The sequence below is a fragment of the Salinispora mooreana genome (genome assembly GCF_000379065.1).
GTDB lineage: Bacteria > Actinomycetota > Actinomycetes > Mycobacteriales > Micromonosporaceae > Micromonospora > Micromonospora mooreana.
Window position 1 is genome coordinate 2,233,030 of the sequence record NZ_KB900614.1, and the last position, 25,395, is coordinate 2,258,424.

At 71.4% G+C, this 25,395-nt stretch carries 19 protein-coding genes and 7 tRNA genes; 10 read left to right on the plus strand and 16 right to left on the minus strand.

Annotated elements, in window-relative coordinates; genetic code table 11:
- Positions 1-28 precede the first annotated feature (28 nt).
- Together SALPAC6_RS0110670 and SALPAC6_RS0110675 are read right to left on the minus strand one after the other, a co-directional pair.
- Complete coding sequence (locus SALPAC6_RS0110670) at positions 29-1,711, minus strand: RCC1 domain-containing protein (protein WP_018253409.1); 1,683 nt, start codon at positions 1,709-1,711, stop codon at positions 29-31.
- A 197-nt stretch (positions 1,712-1,908) separates the two neighbouring features.
- Positions 1,909-3,027 (minus strand): CapA family protein, encoded by a 1,119-nt coding sequence (locus tag SALPAC6_RS0110675; RefSeq protein ID WP_026189537.1) that lies wholly within the window; start codon positions 3,025-3,027, stop codon positions 1,909-1,911.
- Between the two features lie 139 nt (positions 3,028-3,166).
- Between SALPAC6_RS0110675 and SALPAC6_RS0110680 the strand changes: the two genes are divergently transcribed.
- The 3 genes from SALPAC6_RS0110680 (at position 3,167) to SALPAC6_RS0110690 (ending at position 7,358) form a co-directional block, all read left to right on the plus strand.
- Positions 3,167-3,991 (plus strand): universal stress protein, encoded by an 825-nt coding sequence (locus SALPAC6_RS0110680; protein ID WP_018253411.1) that lies wholly within the window; start codon positions 3,167-3,169, stop codon positions 3,989-3,991.
- Positions 3,992-4,089: 98 nt separating this feature from the next.
- Positions 4,090-6,489, plus strand: a complete 2,400-nt coding sequence (locus SALPAC6_RS0110685; protein WP_018253412.1) for a phosphoketolase family protein — start codon at positions 4,090-4,092, stop codon at positions 6,487-6,489.
- A 2-nt stretch (positions 6,490-6,491) separates the two neighbouring features.
- Positions 6,492-7,358, plus strand: a complete 867-nt coding sequence (locus tag SALPAC6_RS0110690; protein ID WP_018253413.1) for a universal stress protein — start codon at positions 6,492-6,494, stop codon at positions 7,356-7,358.
- 40 nt (positions 7,359-7,398) lie between these two features.
- Here the strand turns inward: SALPAC6_RS0110690 and SALPAC6_RS0110695 are convergent, their stop codons facing one another.
- Positions 7,399-9,279, minus strand: coding sequence for a heavy metal translocating P-type ATPase (locus SALPAC6_RS0110695; protein ID WP_018253414.1), 1,881 nt, complete (start codon positions 9,277-9,279; stop codon positions 7,399-7,401).
- Positions 9,280-9,516: 237 nt separating this feature from the next.
- Here SALPAC6_RS0110695 and SALPAC6_RS0110700 point away from each other — a divergent pair, with 237 nt between their 5' ends.
- Both SALPAC6_RS0110700 and SALPAC6_RS0110705 read left to right on the plus strand, forming a co-directional pair.
- Entirely contained in the window at positions 9,517-10,506 is a 990-nt protein-coding gene (locus SALPAC6_RS0110700) for an Acg family FMN-binding oxidoreductase (RefSeq protein ID WP_397539646.1), read from the plus strand.
- 42 nt (positions 10,507-10,548) lie between these two features.
- A complete protein-coding gene (locus tag SALPAC6_RS0110705; RefSeq protein ID WP_026189538.1) occupies positions 10,549-12,270 on the plus strand; it encodes a sensor histidine kinase in 1,722 nt (573 codons plus the stop codon).
- Positions 12,271-12,301: 31 nt separating this feature from the next.
- Here SALPAC6_RS0110705 and SALPAC6_RS0110710 read toward each other — a convergent pair whose 3' ends face one another.
- Entirely contained in the window at positions 12,302-12,940 is a 639-nt protein-coding gene (locus tag SALPAC6_RS0110710; protein ID WP_018253417.1) for a response regulator, read from the minus strand.
- A 276-nt stretch (positions 12,941-13,216) separates the two neighbouring features.
- Here SALPAC6_RS0110710 and SALPAC6_RS0110715 point away from each other — a divergent pair, with 276 nt between their 5' ends.
- Complete coding sequence (locus tag SALPAC6_RS0110715; protein ID WP_018253418.1) at positions 13,217-14,191, plus strand: Acg family FMN-binding oxidoreductase; 975 nt, start codon at positions 13,217-13,219, stop codon at positions 14,189-14,191.
- A 26-nt stretch (positions 14,192-14,217) separates the two neighbouring features.
- On the opposite strand, the gene SALPAC6_RS0110720 is transcribed toward SALPAC6_RS0110715, so the two are convergent.
- The 10 genes from SALPAC6_RS0110720 to SALPAC6_RS0110765 all read right to left on the minus strand — a co-directional run bounded on the left by SALPAC6_RS0110720 (position 14,218) and on the right by SALPAC6_RS0110765 (position 19,501).
- Positions 14,218-15,210, minus strand: coding sequence for an NAD-dependent epimerase/dehydratase family protein (locus SALPAC6_RS0110720; RefSeq protein ID WP_018253419.1), 993 nt, complete (start codon positions 15,208-15,210; stop codon positions 14,218-14,220).
- A 117-nt stretch (positions 15,211-15,327) separates the two neighbouring features.
- Complete coding sequence (locus tag SALPAC6_RS0110725; RefSeq protein ID WP_018253420.1) at positions 15,328-17,352, minus strand: discoidin domain-containing protein; 2,025 nt, start codon at positions 17,350-17,352, stop codon at positions 15,328-15,330.
- A gap of 62 nt (positions 17,353-17,414) precedes the next feature.
- Positions 17,415-18,056 carry a hypothetical protein gene (locus tag SALPAC6_RS0110730; RefSeq protein WP_018253421.1) on the minus strand — a complete coding sequence of 214 codons (642 nt, stop codon included), beginning with the start codon at positions 18,054-18,056 and terminating at the stop codon, positions 17,415-17,417.
- Positions 18,057-18,445: 389 nt separating this feature from the next.
- Positions 18,446-18,517: transfer RNA gene (locus SALPAC6_RS0110735), tRNA-Val, on the minus strand.
- 40 nt (positions 18,518-18,557) lie between these two features.
- A tRNA-Gly gene (locus SALPAC6_RS0110740) sits at positions 18,558-18,630 on the minus strand.
- A gap of 209 nt (positions 18,631-18,839) precedes the next feature.
- Positions 18,840-18,914 (minus strand) — tRNA-Val (locus SALPAC6_RS0110745).
- 40 nt (positions 18,915-18,954) lie between these two features.
- Positions 18,955-19,027: transfer RNA gene (locus SALPAC6_RS0110750), tRNA-Gly, on the minus strand.
- Positions 19,028-19,236: 209 nt separating this feature from the next.
- A tRNA-Val gene (locus SALPAC6_RS0110755) sits at positions 19,237-19,311 on the minus strand.
- Between the two features lie 12 nt (positions 19,312-19,323).
- A tRNA-Cys gene (locus tag SALPAC6_RS0110760) sits at positions 19,324-19,394 on the minus strand.
- Positions 19,395-19,428: 34 nt separating this feature from the next.
- Positions 19,429-19,501 (minus strand) — tRNA-Gly (locus tag SALPAC6_RS0110765).
- 274 nt (positions 19,502-19,775) lie between these two features.
- Here SALPAC6_RS0110765 and SALPAC6_RS0110770 point away from each other — a divergent pair.
- The 3 genes from SALPAC6_RS0110770 (at position 19,776) to SALPAC6_RS0110780 (ending at position 22,299) form a co-directional block, all read left to right on the plus strand.
- Entirely contained in the window at positions 19,776-20,378 is a 603-nt protein-coding gene (locus tag SALPAC6_RS0110770) for a TetR/AcrR family transcriptional regulator (RefSeq protein ID WP_018253422.1), read from the plus strand.
- Between the two features lie 81 nt (positions 20,379-20,459).
- Complete coding sequence (locus tag SALPAC6_RS0110775; protein WP_018253423.1) at positions 20,460-21,128, plus strand: class I SAM-dependent methyltransferase; 669 nt, start codon at positions 20,460-20,462, stop codon at positions 21,126-21,128.
- A 1-nt stretch (position 21,129) separates the two neighbouring features.
- Entirely contained in the window at positions 21,130-22,299 is a 1,170-nt protein-coding gene (locus SALPAC6_RS0110780; protein ID WP_018253424.1) for a cytochrome P450, read from the plus strand.
- Positions 22,300-22,361: 62 nt separating this feature from the next.
- Here the strand turns inward: SALPAC6_RS0110780 and bioD are convergent, their stop codons facing one another.
- Together bioD and SALPAC6_RS0110790 are read right to left on the minus strand one after the other, a co-directional pair.
- Positions 22,362-23,102, minus strand: a complete 741-nt coding sequence (gene bioD, locus SALPAC6_RS0110785; RefSeq protein WP_018253425.1) for a dethiobiotin synthase — start codon at positions 23,100-23,102, stop codon at positions 22,362-22,364.
- On the minus strand, positions 23,090-24,226 hold the full coding sequence (locus tag SALPAC6_RS0110790) for an 8-amino-7-oxononanoate synthase (protein ID WP_018253426.1): 1,137 nt from the start codon (positions 24,224-24,226) through the stop codon (positions 23,090-23,092). Before SALPAC6_RS0110790 ends, bioD begins: the two co-directional genes overlap by 13 nt.
- A gap of 171 nt (positions 24,227-24,397) precedes the next feature.
- On the opposite strand from SALPAC6_RS0110790, the gene bioB reads away from it, so the two are divergent.
- Positions 24,398-25,393, plus strand: coding sequence for a biotin synthase BioB (gene bioB / locus SALPAC6_RS0110795; RefSeq protein WP_018253427.1), 996 nt, complete (start codon positions 24,398-24,400; stop codon positions 25,391-25,393).
- Positions 25,394-25,395 lie beyond the last annotated feature (2 nt).

Consider the following 25,395-nt stretch of genomic DNA (forward strand, 5'->3'; position numbering starts at 1 on the left):
TCCGCCCCCGACGGTCCGTACCTCTAGATCATTCTTTTGCCCCTGGTGTCGCGGTTCTTCTGAACACCCCGACCAGGGCCGCGCCGGTGAGGGTGAGTAGGAATCCGACTGCGAGGATGGTGGGCAGGCTGACACCCGTCACTGGGAGGATGGGCTTTCGGACTACGACTGTCGTGGGGTTGGATGTTGAGGCTGGGCAATTGCCGTCGCCGTTGTAGCGCGCCCGGATGGTGTGTTCGCCGGGTGTCAGACGTGTGACCGTGCGGGTTGCGGTGGCGATGGGGCTCCCGGACAGAGGTTCAGTGCCCAGGACCTTCGTGCCGTCCAGGAAGGTCACGGTCCCCGTGGGGATGCCGCCGGTGCAGGTCACGGTAGCGGTGAGAGTGACGGGTTGATCCGGTTTCGGGTTCGGTGGGGACACCTGCAAGGTTGTGGTTGATGTCGGCCGGACGATAGCCAGACTGTGGAAGCCGCCGCCGGCGACGGCGGTGATCGTGCTGCCGGCCGGCAGATCCACCGCAACCGGGGTACTGCTACTGGTGGTGGTCCCATCGCCCAACTGGCCGGAATCGTTGGCGCCCCAAGCCAGCACGGTGCCGGTGGAGGTCAACGCCAGACTGTGGGCGGCCCCGGCGGCGATGGCGGTGATCGTGGTGCCGGCCGGCAGATCCACCGCAACCGGGGTGCTGCTACTGGTGGTGGTCCCATCGCCCAACTGACCCAAGGCGTTGAGGCCCCAGGCCAGCCCAGTGCCGGCGGAGGTCAACCCCAGACTATGGCGGTTGCCGGCGGCGACGGCGGTGATCGTGGTGCCGGCCGGCAAGTCCACCGCAACCGGGGTACTGCTGTTGGTGATGGTCCCATCGCCCAACTGACCCAAGTCGTTAAGGCCCCAAGCCAGCACGGTGCCGACGGAGGTCACCGCGAGACTGTGGAAGCGGCCGCCGGCAAGCGCGGTGATCGTGGTGCCGACCGGCACATCCACCACAACCGGGGTACTGCTGCTGATGGTGGTCCCATCACCCAACTGACCGGAACCGTTGGCACCCCAGGCCAACACGGTGCCAACGGAGGTCAACGCCAGACTGTGGAAGCCGCCGCCGGCAAGCGCGGTGATCGTGGTGCCGACCGGTAAGTCCACCACAACCGGGGTGCTGCTACTGGTGGTGGTCCCATCACCCAACTGACCGAAGTCGTTGAAGCCCCAAGCCAGCACAGTGCCGGCAGAGGTCAACGCCAGGCTGTGAGAGTTGCCGGCGGCGATGGCGGTGATCGTGATGCCGACTGGTAAGTCCACCACAACCGGGGTGCTGCTACTGGTGGTGGTCCCATCACCCAACTGACCGGAACCGTTGGCACCCCAGGCCAACACGGTGCCAACGGAGGTCAACGCCAGACTGTGGAGACCGCCGCCGGCAAGCGCGGTGATCGTGATGCCGACTGGCAAGTCCACCACAACCGGGGTACTGCTACTGGTGGTGGTCCCATCACCCAACTGACCGGAACCGTTGGCACCCCAGGCCAGGCCGATACCAGGGGGGCCCGCTGCCGCCGACGGCCCGCCCTGCGCGAGCGCGCGCGCCGCGCCGACCGAGGTTGTGCCCAGCACGATCGCCAACATCAGCGGTACCGCGAACAGCCCCCGCACACTCGCGAGCCGGGCCCAGCTCTTTATCGCGTCCGCAACCTTGCCGGTCCAGAAACTCGCCACTTACCCCTACCCCTGCACCGTGTCGAAAGCTCGCCCGCCGCAAGGTATAAGCGAACGAAGCAGGCATAGGTGACGAAGGGCCCGGAGCCGAAGAACGACCAGAACGGCAACCAGCAGTCGGGGAAGAAGCTCGGTGTACAGTTCGCGGGCAAACGAGTCCGGGAGCGAGTCGCAGCCCGACACCTCAACCAGAACGGTCAGACGCGAACCAGCATCTTGTCGTCAACGACATCGAAGGACGTATTCACCCCGGACTCGGCCGTGATCTCCGCCAGGTAGTCGCGGACCGCACGCCCCTCGGGCGTGTCCACCCGGTACGGCACCGGCTCGTTCTCCTCATTGATGACCACGGGCAGGATCTCGACCCGACTGATGTCGCCGTCAGCGATGTGGAGCCGGGCGATCGCCGAGTTCCGTCCCTCCGCCTTCAGATCCCGGCCGGGGGAGAGCTCTTGGTGGAACGCGTGGGCTTTGTCGAGCCATTCCCGACTGAACGACCGCCACCAGGAGTCGTTGAGGTCGAGGGCGAAGTTGCCGAGGCTGTAGAAGATCACCTTGCCCTGGTAGACCTCGACCGGTTTGAGGATGTGCGGGTGATGCCCGAGCACCGCGTCCGCACCGGCGTCGATCGCGGCATGGGCCACCACCGGCTGATAGTCCGCGAGCTTCGCGCGCTGGAAGTGCAGGCCCCAGTGGAGCGACACGAGCAGCACGTCCACCTCGTCCCGCAGCCGGGAGATGTCCGCGGTGAGCGCCGCCAGATCGGCGTCGTTGGTGTGGGTGGAGATCAGGGCCGGCCCGCCGGGCTGATCGGACTCGAACGGTTCGTAGTGCGTCATCGCCCGCATCGGCGCCACCCCGTGCTTGTCCCGCCCGGCGTAGTAGCCCTCCGGCGCGACCGAACAGTAGGCCAGGAAGCCGACCCGGGTGCCGTCGCGCTCGACGATCCCCGGCCGCCGGGCCTCGTCCATGTCAGCGCCCGCGCCCACCACGGTGATGCCGTCGCGCCGGAGCCGCCCGATGCAGTCGAGCAGCGCGTCGACACCCCAGTCGCCGGTGTGGTTGCTCGCCATCGAGATGACATCGAAGCCCGCGCGCGGGAGCGCGGCGTAGTTCGCCACGTCGTGCGGGACCGCGCCGCGCGGCCCGGAGGAGCCCCGGGACCCCTCGTCGGAGTACGCGGTCTCTAGCTGACCGAAGGTGATGTCGGCCTCAACCAGTTGGCCGCGCACGTGCCGGAATATCTCGTCCGGACGGTCCCGCGCGACGAGCAGATCGCCAACGGCGGCGACCACGAACCCCTCAGCATCTCCCACAGCATCGACGCTAGCACTGCTGGTAACCGGCTATCGGTGGATCGCGGTGCGGCGCTGCACCGATCCCGCCCCAGCGCCGCACCGCCCGGATTAGCCTGGGACCAGAGGCCGAGCAGGTGGCTGCGGAGGTGATGCCGACATGGCGGCAGCCAGTGATGCGCCGGTGCTCGCCGCCGTCGGCTCGGAGCAGGACCTACCGCTGGTCGACCTCGCCGCGCGGGAGGCCGTAGCCTTCGGCCATCCCCTGCGACTGATCCACACCTTCGACTGGGGGGCCGCCTTCAAGGCACCGTCGATCGCCGGCACGCACGACGAGGCAGCCAGGCTCCTCGACCGCGCCACCAAGATCGCCCGGGAGGTTGACGAGACCCTGTCGGTGCGCGACGACATCACCGAGGGCTCTACCGTGGAGACGCTGATTCGCGTGTCGGAGACGGCCTTCCTGATCGCGGTCGGCGACAGCGGCATGAGCACGCGGGAACTCGGCTGCTTCATCCCCGCCGACACGCCGGCGGTGCAGGTCGTCGCCCGGGCGGGCTGCCCAGTACTGGTGGTCCGCCACGACACCCCGTCGAAGGGGCCGGTGCTGGTTGGCGTGGACGGCTCGGTCGGCTCCCGCCAGGCCCTGAAGTGGGCGTTTGACTGCGCCGTCCGTCGGGCCGGCCGCCTGGTCGCCGTCCGGGCGGTGGAGCAGGGCCACGACGACGCACCAGAGATCCTCGCCGAGGTGGTAGCGGATGTCGGCGGCCCGGAGCCGGCCGTGCCGGTGGAGTGTCACACCATCCGGGGCGCTCCTGGCGATGTCCTGGTGGAGCAGTCCCGATCCGCACAGCTGGTGGTGGTGGCCGCACGCGGCCACCAGCCCGGCCGAGGAATGATCGGCTCAGCCTGCCAGGCCGTGCTCTACCACTCGCCCACGCCCATGGTGGTGGTGCGAGGACTCGCCCCGGCTGAGAGTCCGTAAGAACCGGGACCTATGCCTCTTAACCCGGCCGTAGCTAGCGACGAGGCTAACCACAACGCCCCGGATGCGCCGCACCTGACCGAGAGGCTTAGATAGAGATGAGCATCGCAACCGCCCAGCACAACCCTCTGACCGAAGAAGAACTACGCCGACTGGACGCGTACTGGCGGGCGGCGAACTACCTCACGGTCGGGCAGATCTACCTCCGAAGCAACCCGCTGCTACGCGAGCCACTCACCGTGGAGCATGTCAAGCCGCGACTCCTCGGGCACTGGGGCACCAGCCCCGGACTGAACCTGCTCTACGCGCACCTCAACCGGGTCATCGTCGCCCGCGACCTGAACGCCATCTACATCACCGGTCCCGGCCACGGCGGTCCCGCGCTCGTGGCGAACACCTGGCTGGAGGGCACGTGGAGCGAGCTCTACCACGGCACCTGCCAGGACGAGGCCGGCATGGCGCAGCTCTTCTGCCAGTTCTCCTTCCCCGGCGGCATTCCCAGCCACGTGGCTGCGGAGGTGCCGGGATCGATTCACGAGGGCGGTGAACTCGGGTACGCGCTCAGCCACGCCTACGGTGCCGCGTTCGACAACCCGGACCTGCTGGTCGCGTGCGTGATCGGCGACGGCGAGGCGGAGACCGGGCCGCTGGCCGGTAGCTGGCTGTCGAACGTGTTCCTCAACCCGGCCCGCGACGGCGCGGTGTTGCCCATCCTGCACCTCAACGGCTACAAGATCGCCAACCCGACGGTGTTGGATCGGCTCCCCGAGTCCGACCTGCTGGATCTGATGCGTGGGTACGGCCACGAGCCGTACCTGGTTGCCGGGGACGATCCGGCCACGGTGCACCAGACGCTCGCCGCGACCATGGACCGGGCGCTGGACGAGATCGCCGCCATCCAACAGCGGGCCCGCTCCGGTGGCAAGATCGAGCGCCCGCGCTGGCCGATGATCGTGCTCCGTACGCCGAAGGGCTGGACCGGGCCGCGCGATGTTGACGGCAATCGGGTGGAGGGCACCCACCGCGCGCACCAGGTGCCGCTGTCGAAGGTGCGCCAGGACCCGCAGCACCTGGCCGAGTTGGAGCGCTGGCTTCGCAGCTACCGCCCGGAGGAGCTCTTCGACGCGACCGGGGCGCCGGTGGCCGAGCTGTTGGACCTGCCGCCGAAGGGCGACCGCCGGATGAGCGCCAACCCGGTCGCCAACGGCGGGCAGGTAATGCGTGATCTGGTCCTGCCCGACTTCCGCGACTACGCGGTGGACGTGCCCCAACCTGGTACGCCGGCCACCAGTGCCACCGGCGCGCTCGGCCGCTGGATCCGCGATGTCATCGCCGCGAACCCGGAGACGTTCCGGCTCTTCGGTCCGGACGAGGTCGCCTCCAACCGGCTCGGCGCCGCCTTCGAGGTCACCGACCGGGCCTGGGTGGCGGCCACCGTCCCCGGGGACGAGAACCTCTCCCCCGACGGTCGGGTGATGGAGGTGCTCTCCGAGCACCTCTGCCAGGGCTGGCTGGAGGGGTACCTGCTGACCGGCCGACACGGCCTCTTCACCAGCTACGAGGCGTTCATCCACATCGTCGACTCGATGGTCAATCAGCACGCCAAGTGGCTGAAGGTGACCCGGGACATCCCCTGGCGACAGCCGGTGGCCTCGCTGAACTACCTGCTCTCCAGCCACGTCTGGCGGCAGGACCACAACGGCTTCTCACACCAGGACCCGGGCTTCATCGACCACGTCGTGAACAAGAAGGCCGAGGTGGTCCGGGTCTACCTGCCGCCGGACGGAAACACCCTGCTCGCCACGATGAGCCACTGCCTGCGCAGCCGGCACTACATCAACGTGGTCGTCGCGGGGAAGCAGCCCCAGCCGAGCTGGCTGTCGATGGACGAGGCGATCCTGCACTGCCGGCGCGGGATCGGCATCTGGAACTGGGCCAGCAACGACGGTGGTGCGGAGCCGGACGTGGTGCTCGCCTGCGCCGGGGACGTCCCGACGCTGGAAACCCTCGCGGCGGTCGACCTGCTGCGCCAGCACCTGCCCGAGCTGAGGGTCCGGGTGGTCAACGTGGTTGACCTGATGCGCCTGCAACCGTCGAGCGAGCACCCGCACGGGCTGCCGGACTCGGAGTTCGACACCATCTTCACCACCGACAAGCCGATCATCTTCGCGTACCACGGCTACCCGTGGCTCATCCACCGCCTGACCTACCGCCGGGCCAACCACTCCAACCTGCACGTTCGCGGCTACAAGGAGGAGGGCACCACCACCACTCCGTTCGACATGGTGATGCTCAACGACCTGGACCGGTTCCATCTGGTCATCGACGTGATCGACCGGGTACCCGAGCTCGGTGCGCGGGCGGCGCACCTGCGGCAGGAGATGGTGGACGCCCGCCAGTCGTGCCGGGACTACACCCGCAGGCACGGCGCCGACGACCCACGGGTGGCGCAGTGGCGGTGGGTCCGCGAGGCTGACGACACCGGCGTGAGCGAATAGCAGTGCACGGGATCGAGATCCTGGTCGGCTACGACGGCTCGCCGGATGCGGTCCGGGCCCGGGATTGGGCGCTGGTCGAGGCTGCCCGGAGTGGGCGGTCGGTGCACCTCGCCTACGTCTTCGAGTGGCTCACCATGGCCGGCTGGACCGGCCCTGGTGGGGGGCCCAGCGTCTGGCCCGACGACACCGCTCGGCAGCAGGCGGAGGAGCTGGTCCGGCAGGCGGCGGCGGACGCGACCAGCCCGGAGCTGACCGTCACCGGTGAGCTGTACGAGGGGCCGCCCGCGCTGGTGCTCCAGGAGCTCTCAGCGCGGGCCGGCCTGGTGGTACTCGGTTCGCGCGGGCTCGGCGGCTTCGCCGGCCTCCTGGTCGGCTCGACGGCGGGATCGGTGGCCGCGCACGCCCACTGCCCGGTGGTGGTGGTCCGGGGAGGCGCCGACCACCGGGAGCGGACCGGGCACGTCGCGGCCGGGGTGGATGGCTCGGAGCAGTCGCTGCTCGCCCTGGGCTTCGCCGTCGAGCAGGCCGCCGCCCGAAAGGTAGCGCTGCACGTGCTGCGCGCGTGGCGTCCGCCGCCGGGTCAGCGCCCGCCGTCCGCCCCGGATGCCCGGACGGATGCTCGGGCGGCCCGCGCCGAGCTGGAGGAGTCACTGACCCGGTGGCGGCGAGCGTTCCCGGATCTCCAGATCACGGTGGAGGTGGCCGAGGGTAACCCGGCCGAGCTGCTCGTGACGGCCAGCCGCAACGCCCAGCTGGTCGTGGTCGGTAGCCGAGGCCGCGGCGGCCTGGCCGGGATGCTGCTCGGCTCGGTCAGCCAACAGCTACTGCACCACGCGCACTCCCCGGTTGCCGTGGTCCGCGAACGCTGAGGCTGGCTATCACCGGCGGCGGGACGCGCTCTCGGGTGCGTCACCGCCGCAGGGTGGCCGGGCCGAGCAGGGCCCGCAACGCGTTGAGGATCACCAGCACGTCGATGCCCTCCTGAAGGAAGGCACCGGCCACCGGCGGCAGCCGTCCGAGGGCGGCGGCGAACATGGCCAGCACGGCGAGCCCCATGCCCACCGTGGCGCTCTGTACGGCGATGCGGCGCGCGTACCGGGCGATCTCCACCGCGTCGGCCAGGCGCTCCAGCCGGTCAACGGTGAGCACCGCGTCGGCGACATCCGCCGACGCGGTGGCCCCGATGGCGCCCATCGCCACGCCGACATCCGCGGTGGCCAGGGCGGGGGCGTCGTTCACCCCGTCCCCCACCATCACCGTGACCGCCCGGTCCACCTCGGCGCGGACCCGGTCGGCCTTCTCGGCCGGTGCGCACCGGGCGAGGACGTCGTCCACCCCGACCTCTCGGGCCACCCGGCTGGCGGTGGCTGGGCGGTCACCGGTGACCATGACGATCCGGCGCAGCCCCGCCGCCCGCAGCCGGCCGACGGTACGCGACGCGTCGGACCGGACCGGGTCCGCGAGCAGGATCACGCCGAGCGGCCCCTGGTCCGCACCAACCCACACCAGCGAGTGCCCGGCCTCCTCAGCGCGGTCGCGGGCCGAGGCCGCCCACTGCGGCGGCGTGCTGTCGAGCTGCCCCACCCATAGGTCGCGGCCCTCCACCCGCCCGCGTACGCCCCGGCCCGGCTCCTCGGTCACGCCCTCCGGCTCGGCGAGGCCGAGCTCTCGCTCCCGCGCCCCCTCCACCAGGGCGGTCGCCAGCACATGTGGGGAGAGCTGCTCCACGGAGGCGGCGAGGCGCAGCACCTCGTCGGCCGTGATCCCCGGCGCCGACACCGTCTCGGCCACCTGGGGCCGGCCGGCGGTCAGGGTTCCGGTCTTGTCCACCAGCAGGGTGCGGGCCCGGCCGAGCAGTTCGAGGGAGCCACCGTCGCGGACCAGGACACCGTGCCGGGCGGTACGGGACAGCCCGGAGACGATGGCGATCGGGGTGGCCAGCAGCAGGGGGCAGGGCGTGGCCACCACCAGGATCGCCACCGCCCGGACCAGGTCGCCGGAGACCAGCCAGCCCAGCCCGGCGAGCAGCAGGGTGAACGGAACGAAGGCGACCGCGTAGCGGTCGGCCAGTCGGACCGTCGGCGCCTTCTGCGCGGTCGCTTCCCGGGCCAGCCGCACGATCCCGGCGTATGTGCTGGAGGCCGCGTCCGCGGTCGCCCGCAGCCCGAAGGCGGCACCCGCGTTCACCACGCCGCTGCCCACCCGGTCCCCCGGGGAACGTTGGACCAGCCGCGACTCTCCGGTCACCACCGACTCATCGAGCGTGGCCGCCGACGCGAGCTGTCCGTCAACCGGCACCACGTCGCCGGGGCCGACCAGCAGGTTGTCACCGGCGGCAACCTGGTCTGCCGGGACCACCTCGATCGTCCCGTCCGCGGCACGTCGGCGCGCGGTTCGCGGGGCGTGCGCGAGCAGCGCGCGGAGGTCGCGGGTCGCCCGGCCCTGGGCGTACGCCTCCAGCGTCCGACCGGTGGCCACCATCACCGCGATCACCGCCCCGGCCAGGTACTCCGCCACGACGAGCGCGCCCGCCAGCGCGAGGACGGCGATAACGTCCACGCCGTACCGCCGGTGCCAGAGCTCACGCAGCATCGACCCGACGGCCGGCACCAGCGCGGCCACGGTGGCGGCGGCCCAGAGCAGGTCAGCGAGGCCGGACCGGCCGGCGAGCCGCGCTACCACGCCAGCGAGCACCAGCGCGGTCAGCCCGCTCAGCGGCGCCCAGAGCAACCAGCCACCCGGCCCGGACCGCGCCGGCTGCTCGGGCACGCACTCCGGTTCCGCCGCCATCACCGAAATCGTCCCAGCGAGTCGGCCTGGGTGGGCGGTGCATCACCGAACCCGCCGGGTCGGAATCGTCCCCGTGGGTCACCGAGGTGGGCAGTGCGTCACCCGGGTCGAATGGTCCGGCGGCGACGGGACCTGCGCCCCATGTGGTCGGTGGGAGAATGTCGCAGGATGGATCGGCAACCACGCCCGGGTGCCCTCCGGGTGCGGCACGATGTGTTCGAGGGAAGGGTCGAGAGCATGAGCCAGACGGACCACGCGCTGACCACCGCGCTCGCGCAGGCCGCCGCGACCGCCGGTCACGCCCCCTCGGTGCACAACACCCAACCGTGGCGGTGGCAGGTCCTCCCCGACGCGCTGGAGCTGCGTGTGGTCCGTGACCGGCAGCTCACCGCCACCGACCCGGAGGGGCGGCTGCTCGTCCTGAGCTGCGGTGCGGCGCTGCACCACGCCCGGGTCGCGTTGGCCGCCGAGGGGTGGCAGACGGTGGTGGAGCGGATCCCCGACCCGGGTGACGCGGACCTGCTGGCCCGGCTCACCGGCCTGACCCGGGTGGGGACGGACCCCGAGGCGATGCACCTGGTGCAGTGCATGCGAATCCGGCACACCGACCGCCGACCGGTCGGTGACGAACCGATCACCGACTCGGCCCTTACCGAGATCACCGAGGCGGCCACCGCCGAAGGGGTCCGGCTCCAGTTCCTCGACCGGGACCAGGTGTTGCAGCTGGCGACCGCCGCGTCTCAGGCCGACACCGTGGAGTCGGAGGACCCCCGGCTCCGCGCGGAGCTGGCGTACTGGACGAGCCGGGCCGACAGTGTCGGTCTGCCGGCGGCGGTGTTGCCGGAGTCGCCCCCACAGACCACCGTGCCCGGCCGGGACTTCGGCCGGGCCGGCACGCTGCCGGTGGGGCCCGGCCACGACCAGGCAGCCGCGTACGCGCTGCTCCACGGCGACGAGGACGAGCCCATCACCTGGCTGCGGGCCGGTGAGGCGCTGTCGGCGGGTTGGCTCACGGCGACCCGGCTGGGCGTCTCGGTGGTGCCGTTGAGCGGGGTGATCGAGGTGCCGGGGACCCGCGCGGAGCTGCGCGGGGTACTGGCCGGCATGGGACACCCGTATCTCGTGCTGCGGCTGGGCCGCGCGGATCCAACGCATGCCGGCCCGCCGCACACGCCGCGGCTCTCCGCGGGGCAGGTGGTGGACACCTCAGCGGTCCGCGAAACCTGACGGGCGTGTCACGTCCCTGGCCGGCGGCGTTAGCATCGGCCGGTGACACCCAGTCCCGAACACAAGTCGCACGCCACCCCTTCGCTCGGGTTGACCCCGCTGTCCCGGGTCCATCTGGACGAGCTGCTGCAGGAGATGCTGGAGCGGGTCAGCCAGGTGGTCACCAGTCGGGAACGGCTGCGGGCCCTGCTCGACGCGGTGGTCGGCATCAGCACCGACCTCGACCTGCGCAGCACGCTGCAACGCATCGTTAAGGCGGCCTCCGAGCTGGCCGGCGCCCGCTACGGAGCGCTCGGCGTCCTCGGCCGGGACCGGACGCTGTATGACTTCGTCACCCACGGTATCGACGACGAGCAGCGCGCCAAGATCGGTGAGCTGCCACACGGCCGAGGAGTCCTCGGCCTGTTGATCGACGATCCGCGCCCGGTGCGGATGCCCGACATCACCCAGCACCCCGACTCCTACGGTTTCCCGCCGCACCACCCACCGATGCGCAGCTTCCTCGGCGTCCCGGTGCGGATCCGGGAGCAGGTCTTCGGCAACCTCTACCTGGCCGAGAAGCGGGACGCGGCCGAGTTCACCGAGGACGACGAGGAGATCGTGGTGGCGCTGGCAGCCGCGGCCGGGGTGGCGATCGAGAACGCCCGCCTCTACGAGCTGGCGCACCGACGGGAGCGGTGGCTGGCCGCCGCCGCCGAGATCACCACGCTACTGCTCGGCGAGGTCCGCCGTACCGATGCGCTGTCGCTGGTGGCGCGGCGCGCCCGGGAGGTCGCCGAGGCGGAGCTGGCGCTGGTGCTGCTCTACGACCCCGGCGCGGACACCTTCACCGTTGACGTGGTTGACGGCGCGGGGGACCAGGCCGCTGCCCTGGTCGGCACCGTCCTACCCGCCGCCGACACCAGTTTCGGCGCCGCCGTCACCCATGGCCGGCACGACCGGGTGGCGGACCTCGCCCACGCCGCGCCCTGGCCGGCGCTGTTGGAGACTGGGCCGGCGGTGCTCTCCCCGCTGGCGACCGCGGACACCCTGCACGGCGTGCTGGTGGTGGCGTACAACGCTGACCACGCCGAGACCAGCGAGGATGACCTGGCGCTGCTCGGCAGCTTCGCCGCGCAGGCCGCGCTGGCCATGGAGCGGGCCCGGGGCCAGGAGGAGCGGGAGCTGCTGGTGGTCCTGGAGGACCGCGAGCGGATCGCCCGGGACCTGCACGACGTGGTGATTCAGCGGTTGTTCGCCACCGGCCTGCAGTTGCAGAGCGCGGTGCCGATGAGCACCCGCCCCGAACTCGCCAACCGGATCAACGCGGCGGTGGACGACCTGGACGCCACGATCAAGGACATCCGTCGCACCATCTTCGAGCTGCGCACGCCGATGACCGCGCAGTTACGCTCGGAGATCCGGGAGGCGGTCGAGGACGCCGCCGGGTCGCTGGGCTTCCGACCCGCGCTGGAGTTGGCCGGCCCGATCGACAGCGCCGTCTCGGACGAGCTGCGTCCCGAACTCACGGCCGTACTGCGGGAGGCGCTGTCGAACGCGGTGCGCCACGCCCGGGCCCAGCGCGTCGCGGTCACCGTCCGGGTGGCGGCCGGTCAGGTTTCGGTGACCGTCACCGACGACGGGGTCGGCTGCGATCCGGCCGCCGCCCGAGGCGGGCTGGTCAACCTACGGGAGCGTGCCGAGCGCCACGGCGGGGTCTTCGAGGTGCGACCAGAGCACCCGCACGGCACCCGACTGCACTGGTCCGTGCCGCTGGAAAGCTGAGCCGCCAGCGGCACCGGATCCGCCCCGCGGGTCAGTGGGTCTTGCCGAGCAGGCGGGTGGCGAGCACGGCTGCCTGCGTCCGCCGTTCCAGGCCGAGCTTCGCCAGCATGCTGGAGACGTAGTTCTTCACGGTCTTCTCGGCGAGGAACATCTTGCCGGCGATCTCCCGATTGGTGAGGCCCTCTGCCACGTACTCCAGGATCCGCCGCTCCTGCTCGGTCAGGGACTTCAGCTCCCGGGGCTGCTCGACGCCGCTGCGAATCCGCTCCAGCACCCGGGTGGTGATCGCGGGGTCGAGCAGCGACTGCCCGGCGGCCACCCGCCGCACCGCGTCCACCAGGTCGGTGCCGCGGATCTGCTTGAGCACGTAGCCGGCCGCGCCGGCCATGATCGCCGCGAAGAGCGCCTCGTCGTCCTCGTACGAGGTGAGAATCAAGCCCTTGATCGACGAGTCCAGGGCCCGGATGTCCCGGCACACGTCGATGCCGTTGCCGTCGGGCAGCCGCGCGTCGAGGATCGCCACGTCGGGCCGGAGCGCCGGGATGCGGCGGGCCGCCTCCTGCGCCAGGCCGGACTCGCCGACGACCTCGATGTCGCCGCTGGCCGTGAGCAGGTCGGCAAGGCCACGACGGACGACTTCATGGTCGTCGAGTAGGTACACGCGGATCATCCCTTGTTTCTACCCTGCTGGCGGCTGTTCCGCAGGGGTCGAAGGTCCCGACCCGCCCCGGCCGGGCATCCCGCTCGGTGTTTCTCCCTCGACAAGGGCCGATAAGCGCGACAATACGGACATCACCGGTTGACGGCGCGGGTGCCGGAAGCGCCGATTCGGGGCAGGACAGTCGGTCCCGCAGGGAAGGGACATCCGGCCCTGGGCCCCCAGGCTCCGCGTGGGAGACGGTGGAAGGAGCAGCAGACGTGGCGCGCCAACGGAGGGAGCGACACCATGGACGCTTACTACACCGTAACGCAGCTACGTGCCGCCGCGACCGACGGCGTCCGCGCCCCGTCGCTGCACAACACCCAGCCGTGGCGGTTCCGCCTGCGCGACGGGGGGATCGAGGTGCTGGTTGACCCGTCCCGACGGCTGCCCGCCACCGACCCGAACGGCTGGGGTCTCCGCATCGCCGCCGGGGCAGCGCTGTTCAACCTGCGGCTCGCCCTGGCCGTGGCGGAGACGCCAGCGGTCGTACGGCTGCGCCCGTATCCGGCCGAGCCTGACGTGGTGGCCCGGCTGGTCCCGGACGCGCCGCGCCGCGCCACCCCGATCGAGCAGGCCCTCCACGCGGCGATCCCCCGCCGGTTCAGCAACCGCGCACCCTTCCAGCCCGACCCGGTGCCCGCCGACGCCCGGTGGCGGCTCGCCGAGGCGTCCCGGGCCGAGGAGTGCTGGCTGGAGCTGCTGGTCGGCACAAGCGCGGTGAACGCGTTCGCGGAGATCGCCCGGGGCGCCCACCGGGTGCTGGAGCGCAACCCGTCATACCGCGCCGAGCGGGAGAAGTGGGTCCACCACGACGAGGCCCCCGACGGGGTGCCCGCTGCCGCCGGCGGTCCGCCGTTCGAGCCGCAGGATCTGCTGCCCGCGCGCGCCTTCGGCGGCCGGGAACGCGCCCCCGGCCGCGACTTCGAACCGGAGCCCCTCGTCGCGGTGCTCGGCGGCCCCGGCAACACCGCCGTTGACCAGGTCATCGCCGGCCAGGCCCTACAACGCACGCTGCTCACCGCCACCGACGCCGGGCTCTCCGTGTCGATGCTGTCCCAACCCATCGAGGTACCAACCGCCCGTGAGCAGCTTCGGCTCTCGCTGGGCCGCTACGGCACCCCGCAGATGGTGATGCGGGTCGGGTACGGCCAACCCGGCTGGCCCACGCCCCGCCGCGACGTTGACGAGGTACTCGACCTGACCGTCCCGCAGCTCTGACCGTCCGGCCGCCTCCGACGCACCAGTCAGCTCCCGGCCGAGAGTAAACCCGCCTCCCGGGCCGGCTCCAGGCCCACCGGGGCACGTTGCGGACGGCCCGCGCGGGGCGGCACCGCGCCGACCGCCCGCAGCCAGGACCAGGTGTCGGCCACGGTCTCGGCCACCGGGCGGCACACCAGCCCGGCAGCGTACGCGGCCCGCACGTCGCGCTCCTGCAACCAGCGGTACGGGTGCCCGGCCGGAATCCAGATCGGCAGGTCGTTCCAGGGCACCACGCCCGCCGCCAGAATTCGCTCCGGTTCGGTCCAGCGCAGGCGGGCATCAGCCCCCGTCGCCGTCACGCAGGCGGCGAGCAACTCCCCCATCGTCGCGTGCCCGGTACGGCTGACCACGTTGAAGGTCCCACCGGGCACCTTCGGGTCGAGCAGGAACGCCGCCAGGTCGCGGACGTCGACGTACTGCAGGGCGAGGTCGGCCGGGCCGGGTGCCAGCACGGCACCGCCGCGGGCGATCCGCCGCAGCCACCACGGCAACCGCCCGATGTCCTCACCCGGCCCGAGGATCAGGCCGGCCCGGGCGATCAGTGCCCGCTCGCCGTAGACCTCCCGGACCGCCCGCTCGGCACCGGCCTTGTTGGCCGGGTAGTCGCCCTCGACGGCGTCGGGCGCGGCGTCGACCACCGGAGCGTCCTCCGCCGACCCCAACGCCACCGGCTCGGCGTAGACCGAGCCGCTGGAGACGTAGCCGTAGCGTCCGACCTGCCCGGCCAGCGCCCGTGCCGATTCCCCGGCGGCCCGGGGCGCCCCGTCCCAGGTGTCGACGACCAGATCCCACTCGTGGCCGGTGAGCGCGGCCAGCCCGCCCGGTGCGGTCCGGTCGCCCCGGAGCCGCCGCACACCGGTCGGCGTCGTCCCGTGGCGGCCCCGGTTGAAGACCGTCACCTCCCACTCCCGGCGCAGCCCCGCACCGACCACCGCCCCGCCGACAAATCCCGTACCACCGAGCACCAGCAGTCTCATGTCTCCACCGTGCCGGCCCGCGAAGGCTGCGCCTACCGGGTTCTGCCGCCAGCAGTTCCGCTGACGGCAGAAGAGCGTTCGGGCTCCCGGGACGCGCACCCGGCGGGGTCCGTGATGTCAGGTGGCGTGGACGCCGACCTCCTTCAGCGAATAGCCCCAGTCGGTTCCGCGCTCCTGACCCTGGATGCGGACGTAGCGCGCCGACGTTGGGTCGAAGATCGCCGTGTCCAGACCACCGTCGCCATCCGATATGGAGGACACGGTCTGCCAGGAGCTGCCGTCGGCGCTCACCTCGATCCGGTACGCCCGGGCATACTCACCCGCCCACTCCAGGGTGACCCGTCGAATCTGCTGCGCCGAGCCGAGATCCAGTCGCAGCCACTGGTCGTCACTCCACCAGCTCGCCCAGCGGGTCGTCAGGTCGCCGTCCACGGCTCGGCGGGGGGCGTAGGTGGTGAACGGCTGCCACGCGGTCGAGCTGGCCGAGGCGGACGCCCCGGCGGCGAGGTTGACGCCGGGCGCGTGGCCCTCCGTGGCGCCCCACATGCCGAGGTACGACTCGGCGCCGCGCAGCAGGTCGTCCACCACCGCCTGGCCGCCCAGGACCCGGATCTCCTCCACCCAGTCCGGCACCAGCCCGTAGTGGGGTGCACCGTCAACGTTGATGTCCCAGGTCCGATCACCGGTGATCTGCCGATCGAGGACGGCACCGCCGTCCGCGGACTGATACGGATACTGGACCGGGTTCGGGGTGTCCGCGCCCCGGGGGCCGGGCCAGCTACCGAAGCCGTTCATGTCGGTGCCGAAGCCGTACCCGACGCCGTAGCTGTCGCGCAGCTCCTTCGTCCGAGCCGCGTCCGCGATGAACCGCTCGGCGCCGTGCATGTACTGCGTGATGAACCCGCCGAGCTGGTAGACCCGCTCGCTCCAGATCAGGTCCATCCAGCTGTGCGACGAGACCACACCGGGGTACGAGACGGACTCGAGGATGTCCAGCGCCCGGCCGGTGGCCTTGACGCTCATGTGGTCGATCTCCACCAGCATGTTGCGGTCCATCATGCCCCGCAGGGCGTACTCGCCGAGGCTGGTCAGCCCGCGAACGTTGCACCGCGCGTCCGACGAGTACGACGGAATCTCCACATCGGATGGCAGTAGATCCCCCAGCCCGGACAGGTCTCCGGAGGCGATCGGGTTGTCCTGCTGCGGCCCCCGGCACTGCTCCGTCGTCCAGAAGGTGCCGGTGGACAGGAACTGCCCGGCGTTGACCGCGATCCCGGTGGTCCCGGAGTCGAATCGCACCCCACAGAGCGCGTTGTCGAACTTGTGGCACAGGAACAGGCTGCGTACGCCGAGATCGTGCAGCTCGTCGAGCCCGCGATCGATGTCCTCCTCGTCGCACTGGGCGATGTCCAGGATCTGTTTACAGCCGAACGGCTCGGAGGTTTCCACCCCCAGGACGACGGCGAGCCTGCCCTGCTGGATGACCTCGCGGGCCTGGTCGCTGTCGGTGACGACGCGGAACCATCCTTCGCCCGCTCCGCCGAACATCTGGTCGATGTAGTCCTGCATCTCGTACGTCTTGGCGGCCTGGAGCCGGATCGAGGTCATCTCGTCGCAGCTACGGTCCTTGAAGAAGTAGACCGAGCAGATCACCCCGTTGGTGACCAGGTGGTTGACCATGACCCGCTGACCACCGCGCCAGGCCCGCTCGATCCAGGCGTAGTAGTTCTGCTGGTGGGTCTGCGAGTCGTGGGCCGGCCAGTCCGCGAACGTCGGCCAGCCGTCGGGGTCGTGCCGGCCGTCACCACCGTTGGTGAGGAAGTCGAACAGGGCCAGGGAGCCGTCGGGGTAGTGCTCCGGGCAGTCCTTGAGGGCGTCGGCGATGCCCGCGTCGGAGAAGGGCTTGCCGCAGAGGAGCCGCCCACCGAAGGCCTCGTTGGACATGATGTGGTTGTGCGCGTCCACGAAACCGCGCACCTGACCCTGCGCGTCGGTGCCGGTGAACGGCGCTCCGGTCACACCGATCGCGGAGTCGGGTGCCGGCCGGGCGGTCGGCGTCCACCAGTCGGACTCCGCTGCCGCACCGGGTGCCGCCGTGCTGAGTAGCAGCGCGGTCACGGCGAGCAGGACGGTCGCCACCACCGATCGCCGGCGGACCGCCCGGCTCCCCACCGCAGATCGCCGACGGGTCGCTCGGCTCGCCATCAGAGTACCGTCGTGGAGCTGAGCACCGGACTGGGCGAGGGATAGCACGACGTCGGGACATCGGCGACGAAGAGGAGGATCGGCACTCGCGCGGTGAAGGTGAGGCCAGGATCACCGTAGCTACTGCCCGCGACCATCGTCTCGACGGTCGTGCCGGCGGCACCGGCGGTCATGGTCAGCGTCAGCACGGGTGGGGTGAAGGTGTTCCCGCCGTCGATCGGTCCGGGGACCGTCACGACGACCCTGCCGTTGGCGACGTGCACGGTGGGCGGTGCGCTTCCCAACCCGGAACCGCCGGAGATCTGCTGTCCGGTCAGGGTCGCGTTCGCCGGAACGGGCACCGACAGTTGGAGGTCCTTGATCTGCCGCACCGTGTATCCGTTCACGGAGCTGGGCACGGTGAGCGGTGTGGGGGCGAGTTCGACGGTGAAGGAGGCACCGGCGGCGACCGAGGCGGGGGCGACCGCGTCGACGCCGGCCGCCAGGTCGAAGATCTGTGGCGAGACGATGGGCGGCCGGGCCTGGCAGGCGAAGTTGACGTCGGTGTCGGCAGCCGCCACGGGTGACACGTGGAGCACGGCGAGGGCCAGGCCAACGCCGACCGCTACCAGTGGCCGCAGCCGTCGGGACAGGACAGACATCGTTCCTCCAAGGCAGATGTCGGATCGGTGTGGGCAACACCGGCCAGCCGATTGCCATGGCCTTCCCGAAGGGTGGTGGTGTCGAGGTGGGGCGGAGCTGTCGATGGCGGTGGGCCGTAGCAGGCAAGTCTCCCGGCGCTGCCCAGCCGGGTGTCCGCGAGATTACGGATATCCGCCGGGCGAGTCGGCGCCGAACGACGGACTGTTTCAACATTGATAAGCATCTATTAATAGCCGAAGTGACCCGACATGTCGATCAGCACGACAGAAAGGCCGAACGACCCCCACATCCAGGTAGATCACCGGGATAAGCCCGATACATCCCTTGAGGCGGTTCAAGAATAATAAACAGCCATCTATGGCTGGACATCCTGTTCCAGTGTCACGAGTGGGCGATACTGGGTTTGAACCAGTGACCTCTTCCGTGTCAAGGAAGCGCGCTCCCACTGCGCCAATCGCCCTGAACCACCGCAACCCGGCCATCCAAGCTGGCGGTGAACGAGCGGACGACGGGATTCGAACCCGCGACCCTCACCTTGGCAAGGTGATGCGCTACCAGCTGCGCTACGTCCGCGTGCCGCCGAAACCGCGCCGACGACGAGCTCACCCTACCCGAGGGCAAGATCGCTGGAGCCGGGCACCCCCGGCCAGGCCGACTCGGCCGAGATCCGCGTCGCTGGCTGACCTCGCCGCCGCCGGTGGCATCTGATCATCTCAGGGTTGACGGCACCGGCGGCCAAAAGACTCCGGGCCCGGCACCAACGGTGCCGGGCCCGACTCAACTGGTGGGCGATACCGGGTTTGAACCAGTGACCTCTTCCGTGTCAAGGAAGCGCGCTCCCACTGCGCCAATCGCCCTGAACCACCGCAACCCGGCCATCCAAGCTGGCGGTGAACGAGCGGACGACGGGATTCGAACCCGCGACCCTCACCTTGGCAAGGTGATGCGCTACCAGCTGCGCTACGTCCGCGTGCCGCCGAAACCGCGCCGACGACGAGCTCACCCTACCCGAGGGCAAGATCGCTGGAGCCGGGCACCCCCGGCCAGGCCGACTCGGCCGAGATCCGCGTCGCTGGCTGACCTCGCCGCCGCCGGTGGCATCTGATCATCTCAGGGTTGACGGCACCGGCGGCCAAAAGACTCCGGGCCCGGCACCAACGGTGCCGGGCCCGACTCAACTGGTGGGCGATACTGGGTTTGAACCAGTGACCTCTTCCGTGTCAAGGAAGCGCGCTCCCACTGCGCCAATCGCCCTCAATGATGCTGAGGTGGGGACGGGATTTGAACCCGCGTACACGGCTTTGCAGGCCGTTGCCTCGCCTCTCGGCCACCCCACCGGGTTGCCCCCGGTCAAACGTGGCGGCATCTCCGAGCGGACGACGGGATTCGAACCCGCGACCCTCACCTTGGCAAGGTGATGCGCTACCAGCTGCGCTACGTCCGCACGCCCCGGATTCCCGGTGACGGATGAGAACTTTAGCCGAGCCGGCGAGCAGTTGCCAACTCGACCCCCTCGGCGCGCCCCCGCCGCACCTCAACCAGGGCCAGGACCCACCTGGGCCGAACCGGGCCGAACCACCGAAGAACCAACCGGCGCAGCACCGAAGAGCCCGGCGGAGCAGTGCCCGAGAGAACTGTCCTACTTCCGACTGCGGTAGGTCGATTTCACCGTGGGTGGTAACAGCTAGTACCCGTTCGAGTGCACTACGGTAACGGTCGTGACAAGACGTGCGGCCGAGGTCCGCCTGGATGCCCTGCTGCGCACCGCCTGCGACGTGATCGTGGAACGCGGGTTGGCGAACACCCGCACCGCGGACGTGGCCCAGGCGGCCGGGGTGAGTCAGGCACTGGTCTTCTACCACTTCGCCACCAAGGACCGGCTGCTCGCCGAGGCGTTCGCGTACGCCGTCGAGCAGGATCTGACCCGGCTGGACGCGGTGCTGCGCTCCAGCGCCCCGCCGCTGGCCAAGCTCCGCCGGCTGGTGCGGCTCTACGCCCCCGCCGGTCGTCCCACGTCATGGGCGATGTGGATCGACGGCTGGGCCGAGTCGCTGCGTACCCCGGAGTTGGAGAAGACCTCCCGCCGGCTGGACCTGCGCTGGCGGCAGGATCTGGCGACGGTGATCGCGGCCGGGGTAGCCGACCACACCTTCGAGTGTGCCGACCCGGCTGGCGCCGCGTGGCGGATCAGTGCCGTGATGGACGGTCTCGCCGTCCAGCTCGCGGTGCACGACCGGGTCATCTCCCGACGTCAGTTCACCGAGTGGGTGCGCCTGGTGACCGCCCGGGAGCTGGGGCTCGACCCGGCGCAGCTGGACTGAGCGCGGGCCGGACCGGGCCGTACCCCCGGTGGGCCGGACCGGGCCGTAACCCTGGCGGTCCGGCTGCGGGAGAATCACTCGGTGTCCGAACTCGCCACCGCCTTCGTCCGACTACACGCGCGTCTCGCGCCGGTTGCCTTCGTCCCCGAGGTACGACTCCACCAGGCCGACGACGCGGTCGGGCTCTGGGAACTGACCGAGGGTGAGTTCCGCAGTGACCAACCACCCCCCTTCTGGGCCTTCGCCTGGGCCGGTGGGCAGGCCCTCGCCCGATACGTCACCGATCATCCGGACCTGGTCGCCGGTCGGCGAGTACTCGACCTCGCCGCCGGCTCGGGCCTGGTGGCCATCGCCGCGGCCCGCGCCGGCGCCACCGCCGTCCGCGCCGTCGAGGTCGACCCGCTGGCCGTCGCGGCCGTCGCCGTCAACGCCGAGGCCAACGGCGTACGCCTCGACGCCGAGCTGGCCGACATCCTCGACGGCGACGCGGGCGACGCGGAGGTCATCCTCGCCGGAGACGTCTTCTACAGCGCGGCGATGGCACGGCGGATGCTCCGCTTCCTGCTCATGGCCGCCCGCGCGGGGGCCACGGTGCTGGTCGGCGACCCGGAACGCGCGTTCCTGCCCCGCGACCGCTTCGACCCGCTGGCCAGCTACGAGGTGCCGGTACCCGAGACGCTGGAGAGCGTACGCGTGAAGCGTGCCACGGTGTGGCGGCTGCGAGCGGGGTTGCCCGGAACGGCCCGCTAGCGTGTCCGCCGTGCTGTTCCGGAGCTGGACGAAGACCGCCGGCACCCACTGGCCGGCCGTCACCCGGGTGGCTGACCAGCAGGGCACCGAACACCTGGTGGTGACCGAGCACGCGCTGGTCCGGCAGGTGCTCACCGACCAGGTGACCTACCGTCCGGACAATGCCCTGGACGCCGTCACCCCGATCCCGGTGGCCGCCCTGCGGGTGCTCACCGGACACCGCTTCCGCCTCCCCCCGACCCTGGCCAACAACGGTGGCGTGAGCCACCCGGCGATCCGCGCCCTCGTCGCCGACGCGCTACACCCGGCGAAGGTCGCCGCCCAACGGCCCTGGCTGACCGGGCTGGTGGCCGAGCGGGTGGCCGCGATCCGCGCCACCCTCGACTCTGGTGGCTCCGCCGACCTGCACGCCGAGCTCAGCGCCGACCTGCCGCTGCTGGTCCTGGCCCGCCTGGTCGAACTCCCCGACGCCCCGGTCTCGGCGGTGAAGCAGTTCGCCCGCGCGGCGCTGGAGCTGTTCTGGGCCCCGCTGGACGCCGGCCGCCAGCTGGCCCTGGCCGACGAGGTCGGCCGGTTCCACCAGGTGCTGCGGGAGTTCGCGGACACCGGTGGTGGGCTGGCCGCCGCCCTGCGCGCCACCGGGCATCCGCCGGACGTGCTCGTCGGGGCGCTGTTCTTCCTGCTGGTAGCCGGTCAGGAGACCACGTCGCAGTTCCTCACCCTGCTCCTGCACCGACTGGCTGGCGAGCCGACGGTTCGCGCCGCGCTGCGGGACGGCAGCGTCTCGGTGACGAACGTGGTCGAGGAGGGGCTACGGCTGGAGCCGCCGATCGTCACCTGGCGTCGGGTCGCCGCCGTGGACAGCACGCTGGGTGGGACTGCCGTGCCGGCGGGCACCAGCGTGCTGCTGTGGCTGGCCCGGGCCGGCCGTGACCCGGCCATCGTGCCGGCGCCCGACGAGTTCCGGCCCGGCCAACGGGGGTCGCGCCGGCATCTGGCCTTCGGGGCGGGCGCCCACCGTTGCCTCGGCGACCAGTTGGCCCGGATGGAGGCGGCGGTGGTGGTCGAGCAGGTCACCCCACTCCTTGACGGGATAACCGTGGTGCGTGCTCCATGGTATCCGGACAACCTCACCTTCCGGATGCCCGACGCCTTCGTGATCCGCCGCTGACCAGCCGGCGCAACGGACCGCTGACCAACCCGGCTCAGCCGGACCTCCTCAGCCACCCCGGCTCAGCGGACCTCCTCGGCCCAGACCCGCCAGTCGTCGAGCACCCCGTACAGCGCGGGGGTGAGCCACCCGGGCGCGGACCGCCGGAACACGCCCGGGTCGATCGCCCCGGCTCCGGCCGGCAACGCACCGAGCAGGTACGGCACCAGGTCGGTCAGGTTCGCCCAGTGGACCAACTCCGGCTCGGCCGGCCAGGCACCGAGCAGCACCCCCGCCGGCACCGCCCGGCGTTCCAACGCCTCCAGGGTGAGCGCGGTGTGATTGAGGGTGCCCAGACCGGCCCGCGCCACCACCACAGCCGGGCAGCCGAGGGAGACCGCGAGATCGGCCATCGTCCACGGCTCACCCGACGGGCGCAGCCCCATCGGCACGAGCAGCCCGCCAGCCCCCTCGACCAGGACCAGGTCGTGCTTGTCGACCTCGGCGCGGACGGCGTCAACCGCCGTGTACAGCTCCAGTGGCGGCAGCTCGGCGACCCGGGCCGCGGCCAGTGGGGCCAGCGGATCGGGGAAGTTCGCCAGCGTCCGCCCGGTGAGCGGTGCGGCGAGTCGGGTGACTTCGTCGATGTCGACCGGGTCGCCGGTGGCCGTACCGGTCTGGCCTGGCTTGACCACCGCGACCCGCAGCCCGGCGGCCTGCGCCGCCGCGGTGACCGCCGCGGTCGCCACGGTCTTGCCGACCCCGGTGTCGGTGCCGGTCACCAGCACCGGCCCCCGCCACGGCGTCGCACTCACGGCGCGCACTCCACGATGACCTCCAGGGCCCGCTCGAAGTCCGCCCGGGGAACCCCGACGTTGACGGTCAGCCGGAGCCGGGAACGGCTGTCCGGGGTGGAGGGGGGACGGAAGCAGCCGACCGCGACGCCCCGGTCCCGGCAGTCGGCGGCCCAGGCGGTGGCCGCCTCGGGACCGGGTGCGGTCACCGACACGACCGCGCCCTTCGGCACCGACCCGGTCAGGCCGGCGGAACGCAACCGCCGGACCGCGAAGGCGGCCCGGTCACCCAACTCAGCCCGCAGCTGCTCGCCCCTCCAGGCCAGCCCCACGGCGGCCCGCACCCCGGCCGCCACCGCCGGCGGCGGGGCGGTGTCGAAGATGAACGTCCGCCCGGTCTCGACCAGATGCCGGACGAACTCCGCCGGAGCGGCGACCACGCCGCCGGCTCCGCCCAACGCTTTGGAGAGCGTCGCGGTGACAATCACGTCGGGCTTCCCGGCCAGACCGGCCGCGGTCGCTCCCCCGGCACCACCGGGGCCGACCACGCCGAGCCCGTGGGCCTCGTCAACCAGCAGCAACGCGTTGTGCTCCCGGGCGACCGCATGCAGCTCGGCGAGGGGAGCGAGGTCCCCGTCAACCGAGAACACCGACTCGGTTACCACCACCGCGGGGCGACCCGGCGCGGCGGCGAGCGTGGCCCGAATCGCGTCCACGTCGGCGTGTGGGGTCACCACGGTCTCCGCACCGGAAATCCGGCACCCGTCGATCAGCGACGCGTGGTTGTGCGCGTCGGAGACCAGGAGCGTCCGCGGCCGCACCAGGCCGCGAACCGCACCGATATTGGCCAGGTAGCCGGAGGAGAAGAGCAGGGCGCGTTCGGCCCCGAGCCAACCAGCGAGATCTTCTTCGAGGGCGTGGTGCGGTGCGGTGGAGCCACGCACCAGCCGGGACCCGGTGGCACCCAGCCCGTACTCGTCGAGCGCCGCGGTGGCCGCGGCGGTCACCGCGGGGTGCCTCGACAGGCCGAGGTAGTCGTTGCCGGCCAGGTCAACGATGTCGTCGGCGGCGGTTCGAGGGCGGAGGGTACGGGTCAGCCCCGCCTTGGCGCGCAGCTCGGCTCGGCGGTCCAGTGCCGCAAGCCAGTCCGACACCGCCGCTCCTTCCCCGGCTCCCGCTCGCCGGGCGCCTCCGCCGGGGCGAACGTACCACCTGGCCTGACGCCGCTCCGGCGTGCCGCGCGACGCCCCGGCGCGCCGTGCTTCGGTCCCACGCGGGTCGCCCGGCCGACTCTTCCCGACGCGGTGGCCTTGTAGGGTACGGCCATGCCAGAGATCCTCGACCAGGCCCGCACCCAGGTACTGGAGAACGGCGTCGGCCTCGACGAGGCCGGCGTCCTCGCCGTGCTGAACCTCCCCGACGAGCACCTGCCCGCCGCTCTCCAGCTCGCACACGAGGTACGGATGCGCTGGTGTGGGCCGGAGGTCGAGGTCGAGGGAATCGTCTCGCTGAAGACCGGCGGCTGCCCGGAAGACTGTCACTTCTGCTCGCAGTCCGGCCTGTTCACCTCGCCGGTCCGCGCGGTGTGGCTGGACATTCCGTCGCTCGTGGAGGCGGCGAAGCAGACCGCGAAGACCGGCGCGACCGAGTTCTGCATCGTGGCCGCCGTGCGCGGCCCGGACGACCGGCTGATGCGACAGCTACGGGAGGGCGTCGCCGCGATCCGGGCGGAGGTCGACATCCAGGTGGCGGCCTCGGTCGGCATGCTCACCCAGGAGCAGGTTGACGAGCTGGTCGAGATGGGCGTGCACCGCTACAACCACAACCTGGAGACCTGCCGCTCGTACTTTCCGAACGTGGTCACCACCCACTCCTGGGAGGAACGCTGGGAGACGCTGCGGATGGTCCGCGAGTCCGGCATGGAGGTGTGCTGCGGTGGCATCCTCGGCCTCGGGGAGACCGTCGAGCAGCGCGCCGAGTTCGCCGCCCAGCTCGCCGAGCTGGACCCGCACGAGGTTCCGCTGAACTTCCTCAACCCCCGGCCCGGCACCCCGCTGGAGGACCGCTCGGTGGTCGAGGGGAAGGACGCGCTGCGCGCCATCGCCGCGTTCCGGCTCGCCATGCCCCGCACGATCCTCCGGTACGCCGGTGGTCGCGAGCTCACGCTCGGCGACCTGGGTACCCGCAGCGGCCTGCTCGGCGGCATCAACGCGGTGATCGTCGGCAACTACCTGACCACGCTGGGCCGTCCGGCCACGACGGACCTGGAGCTCCTCCAGGACCTGAAGATGCCGGTCAAGGCGCTCTCCGCGACGCTGTGAGC

What these genes read in the sequence shown, in the direction of transcription:
- SALPAC6_RS0110680 (WP_018253411.1), top strand. Translation starts at nt 3,167, where the DNA reads ATGGCGGCAGCCAGTGATGCGCCGGTGCTCGCCGCCGTCGGCTCGGAG.
- SALPAC6_RS0110685 (WP_018253412.1), top strand. Translation starts at nt 4,090, where the DNA reads ATGAGCATCGCAACCGCCCAGCACAACCCTCTGACCGAAGAAGAACTA.
- SALPAC6_RS0110695 (WP_018253414.1), bottom strand. Translation starts at nt 9,279, where the DNA reads ATGGCGGCGGAACCGGAGTGCGTGCCCGAGCAGCCGGCGCGGTCCGGG.
- SALPAC6_RS0110700 (WP_397539646.1), top strand. Translation starts at nt 9,517, where the DNA reads ATGAGCCAGACGGACCACGCGCTGACCACCGCGCTCGCGCAGGCCGCC.
- SALPAC6_RS0110710 (WP_018253417.1), bottom strand. Translation starts at nt 12,940, where the DNA reads ATGATCCGCGTGTACCTACTCGACGACCATGAAGTCGTCCGTCGTGGC.
- SALPAC6_RS0110715 (WP_018253418.1), top strand. Translation starts at nt 13,217, where the DNA reads ATGGACGCTTACTACACCGTAACGCAGCTACGTGCCGCCGCGACCGAC.
- SALPAC6_RS0110720 (WP_018253419.1), bottom strand. Translation starts at nt 15,210, where the DNA reads ATGAGACTGCTGGTGCTCGGTGGTACGGGATTTGTCGGCGGGGCGGTG.
- SALPAC6_RS0110730 (WP_018253421.1), bottom strand. Translation starts at nt 18,056, where the DNA reads ATGTCTGTCCTGTCCCGACGGCTGCGGCCACTGGTAGCGGTCGGCGTT.
- bioB (WP_018253427.1), top strand. Translation starts at nt 24,398, where the DNA reads ATGCCAGAGATCCTCGACCAGGCCCGCACCCAGGTACTGGAGAACGGC.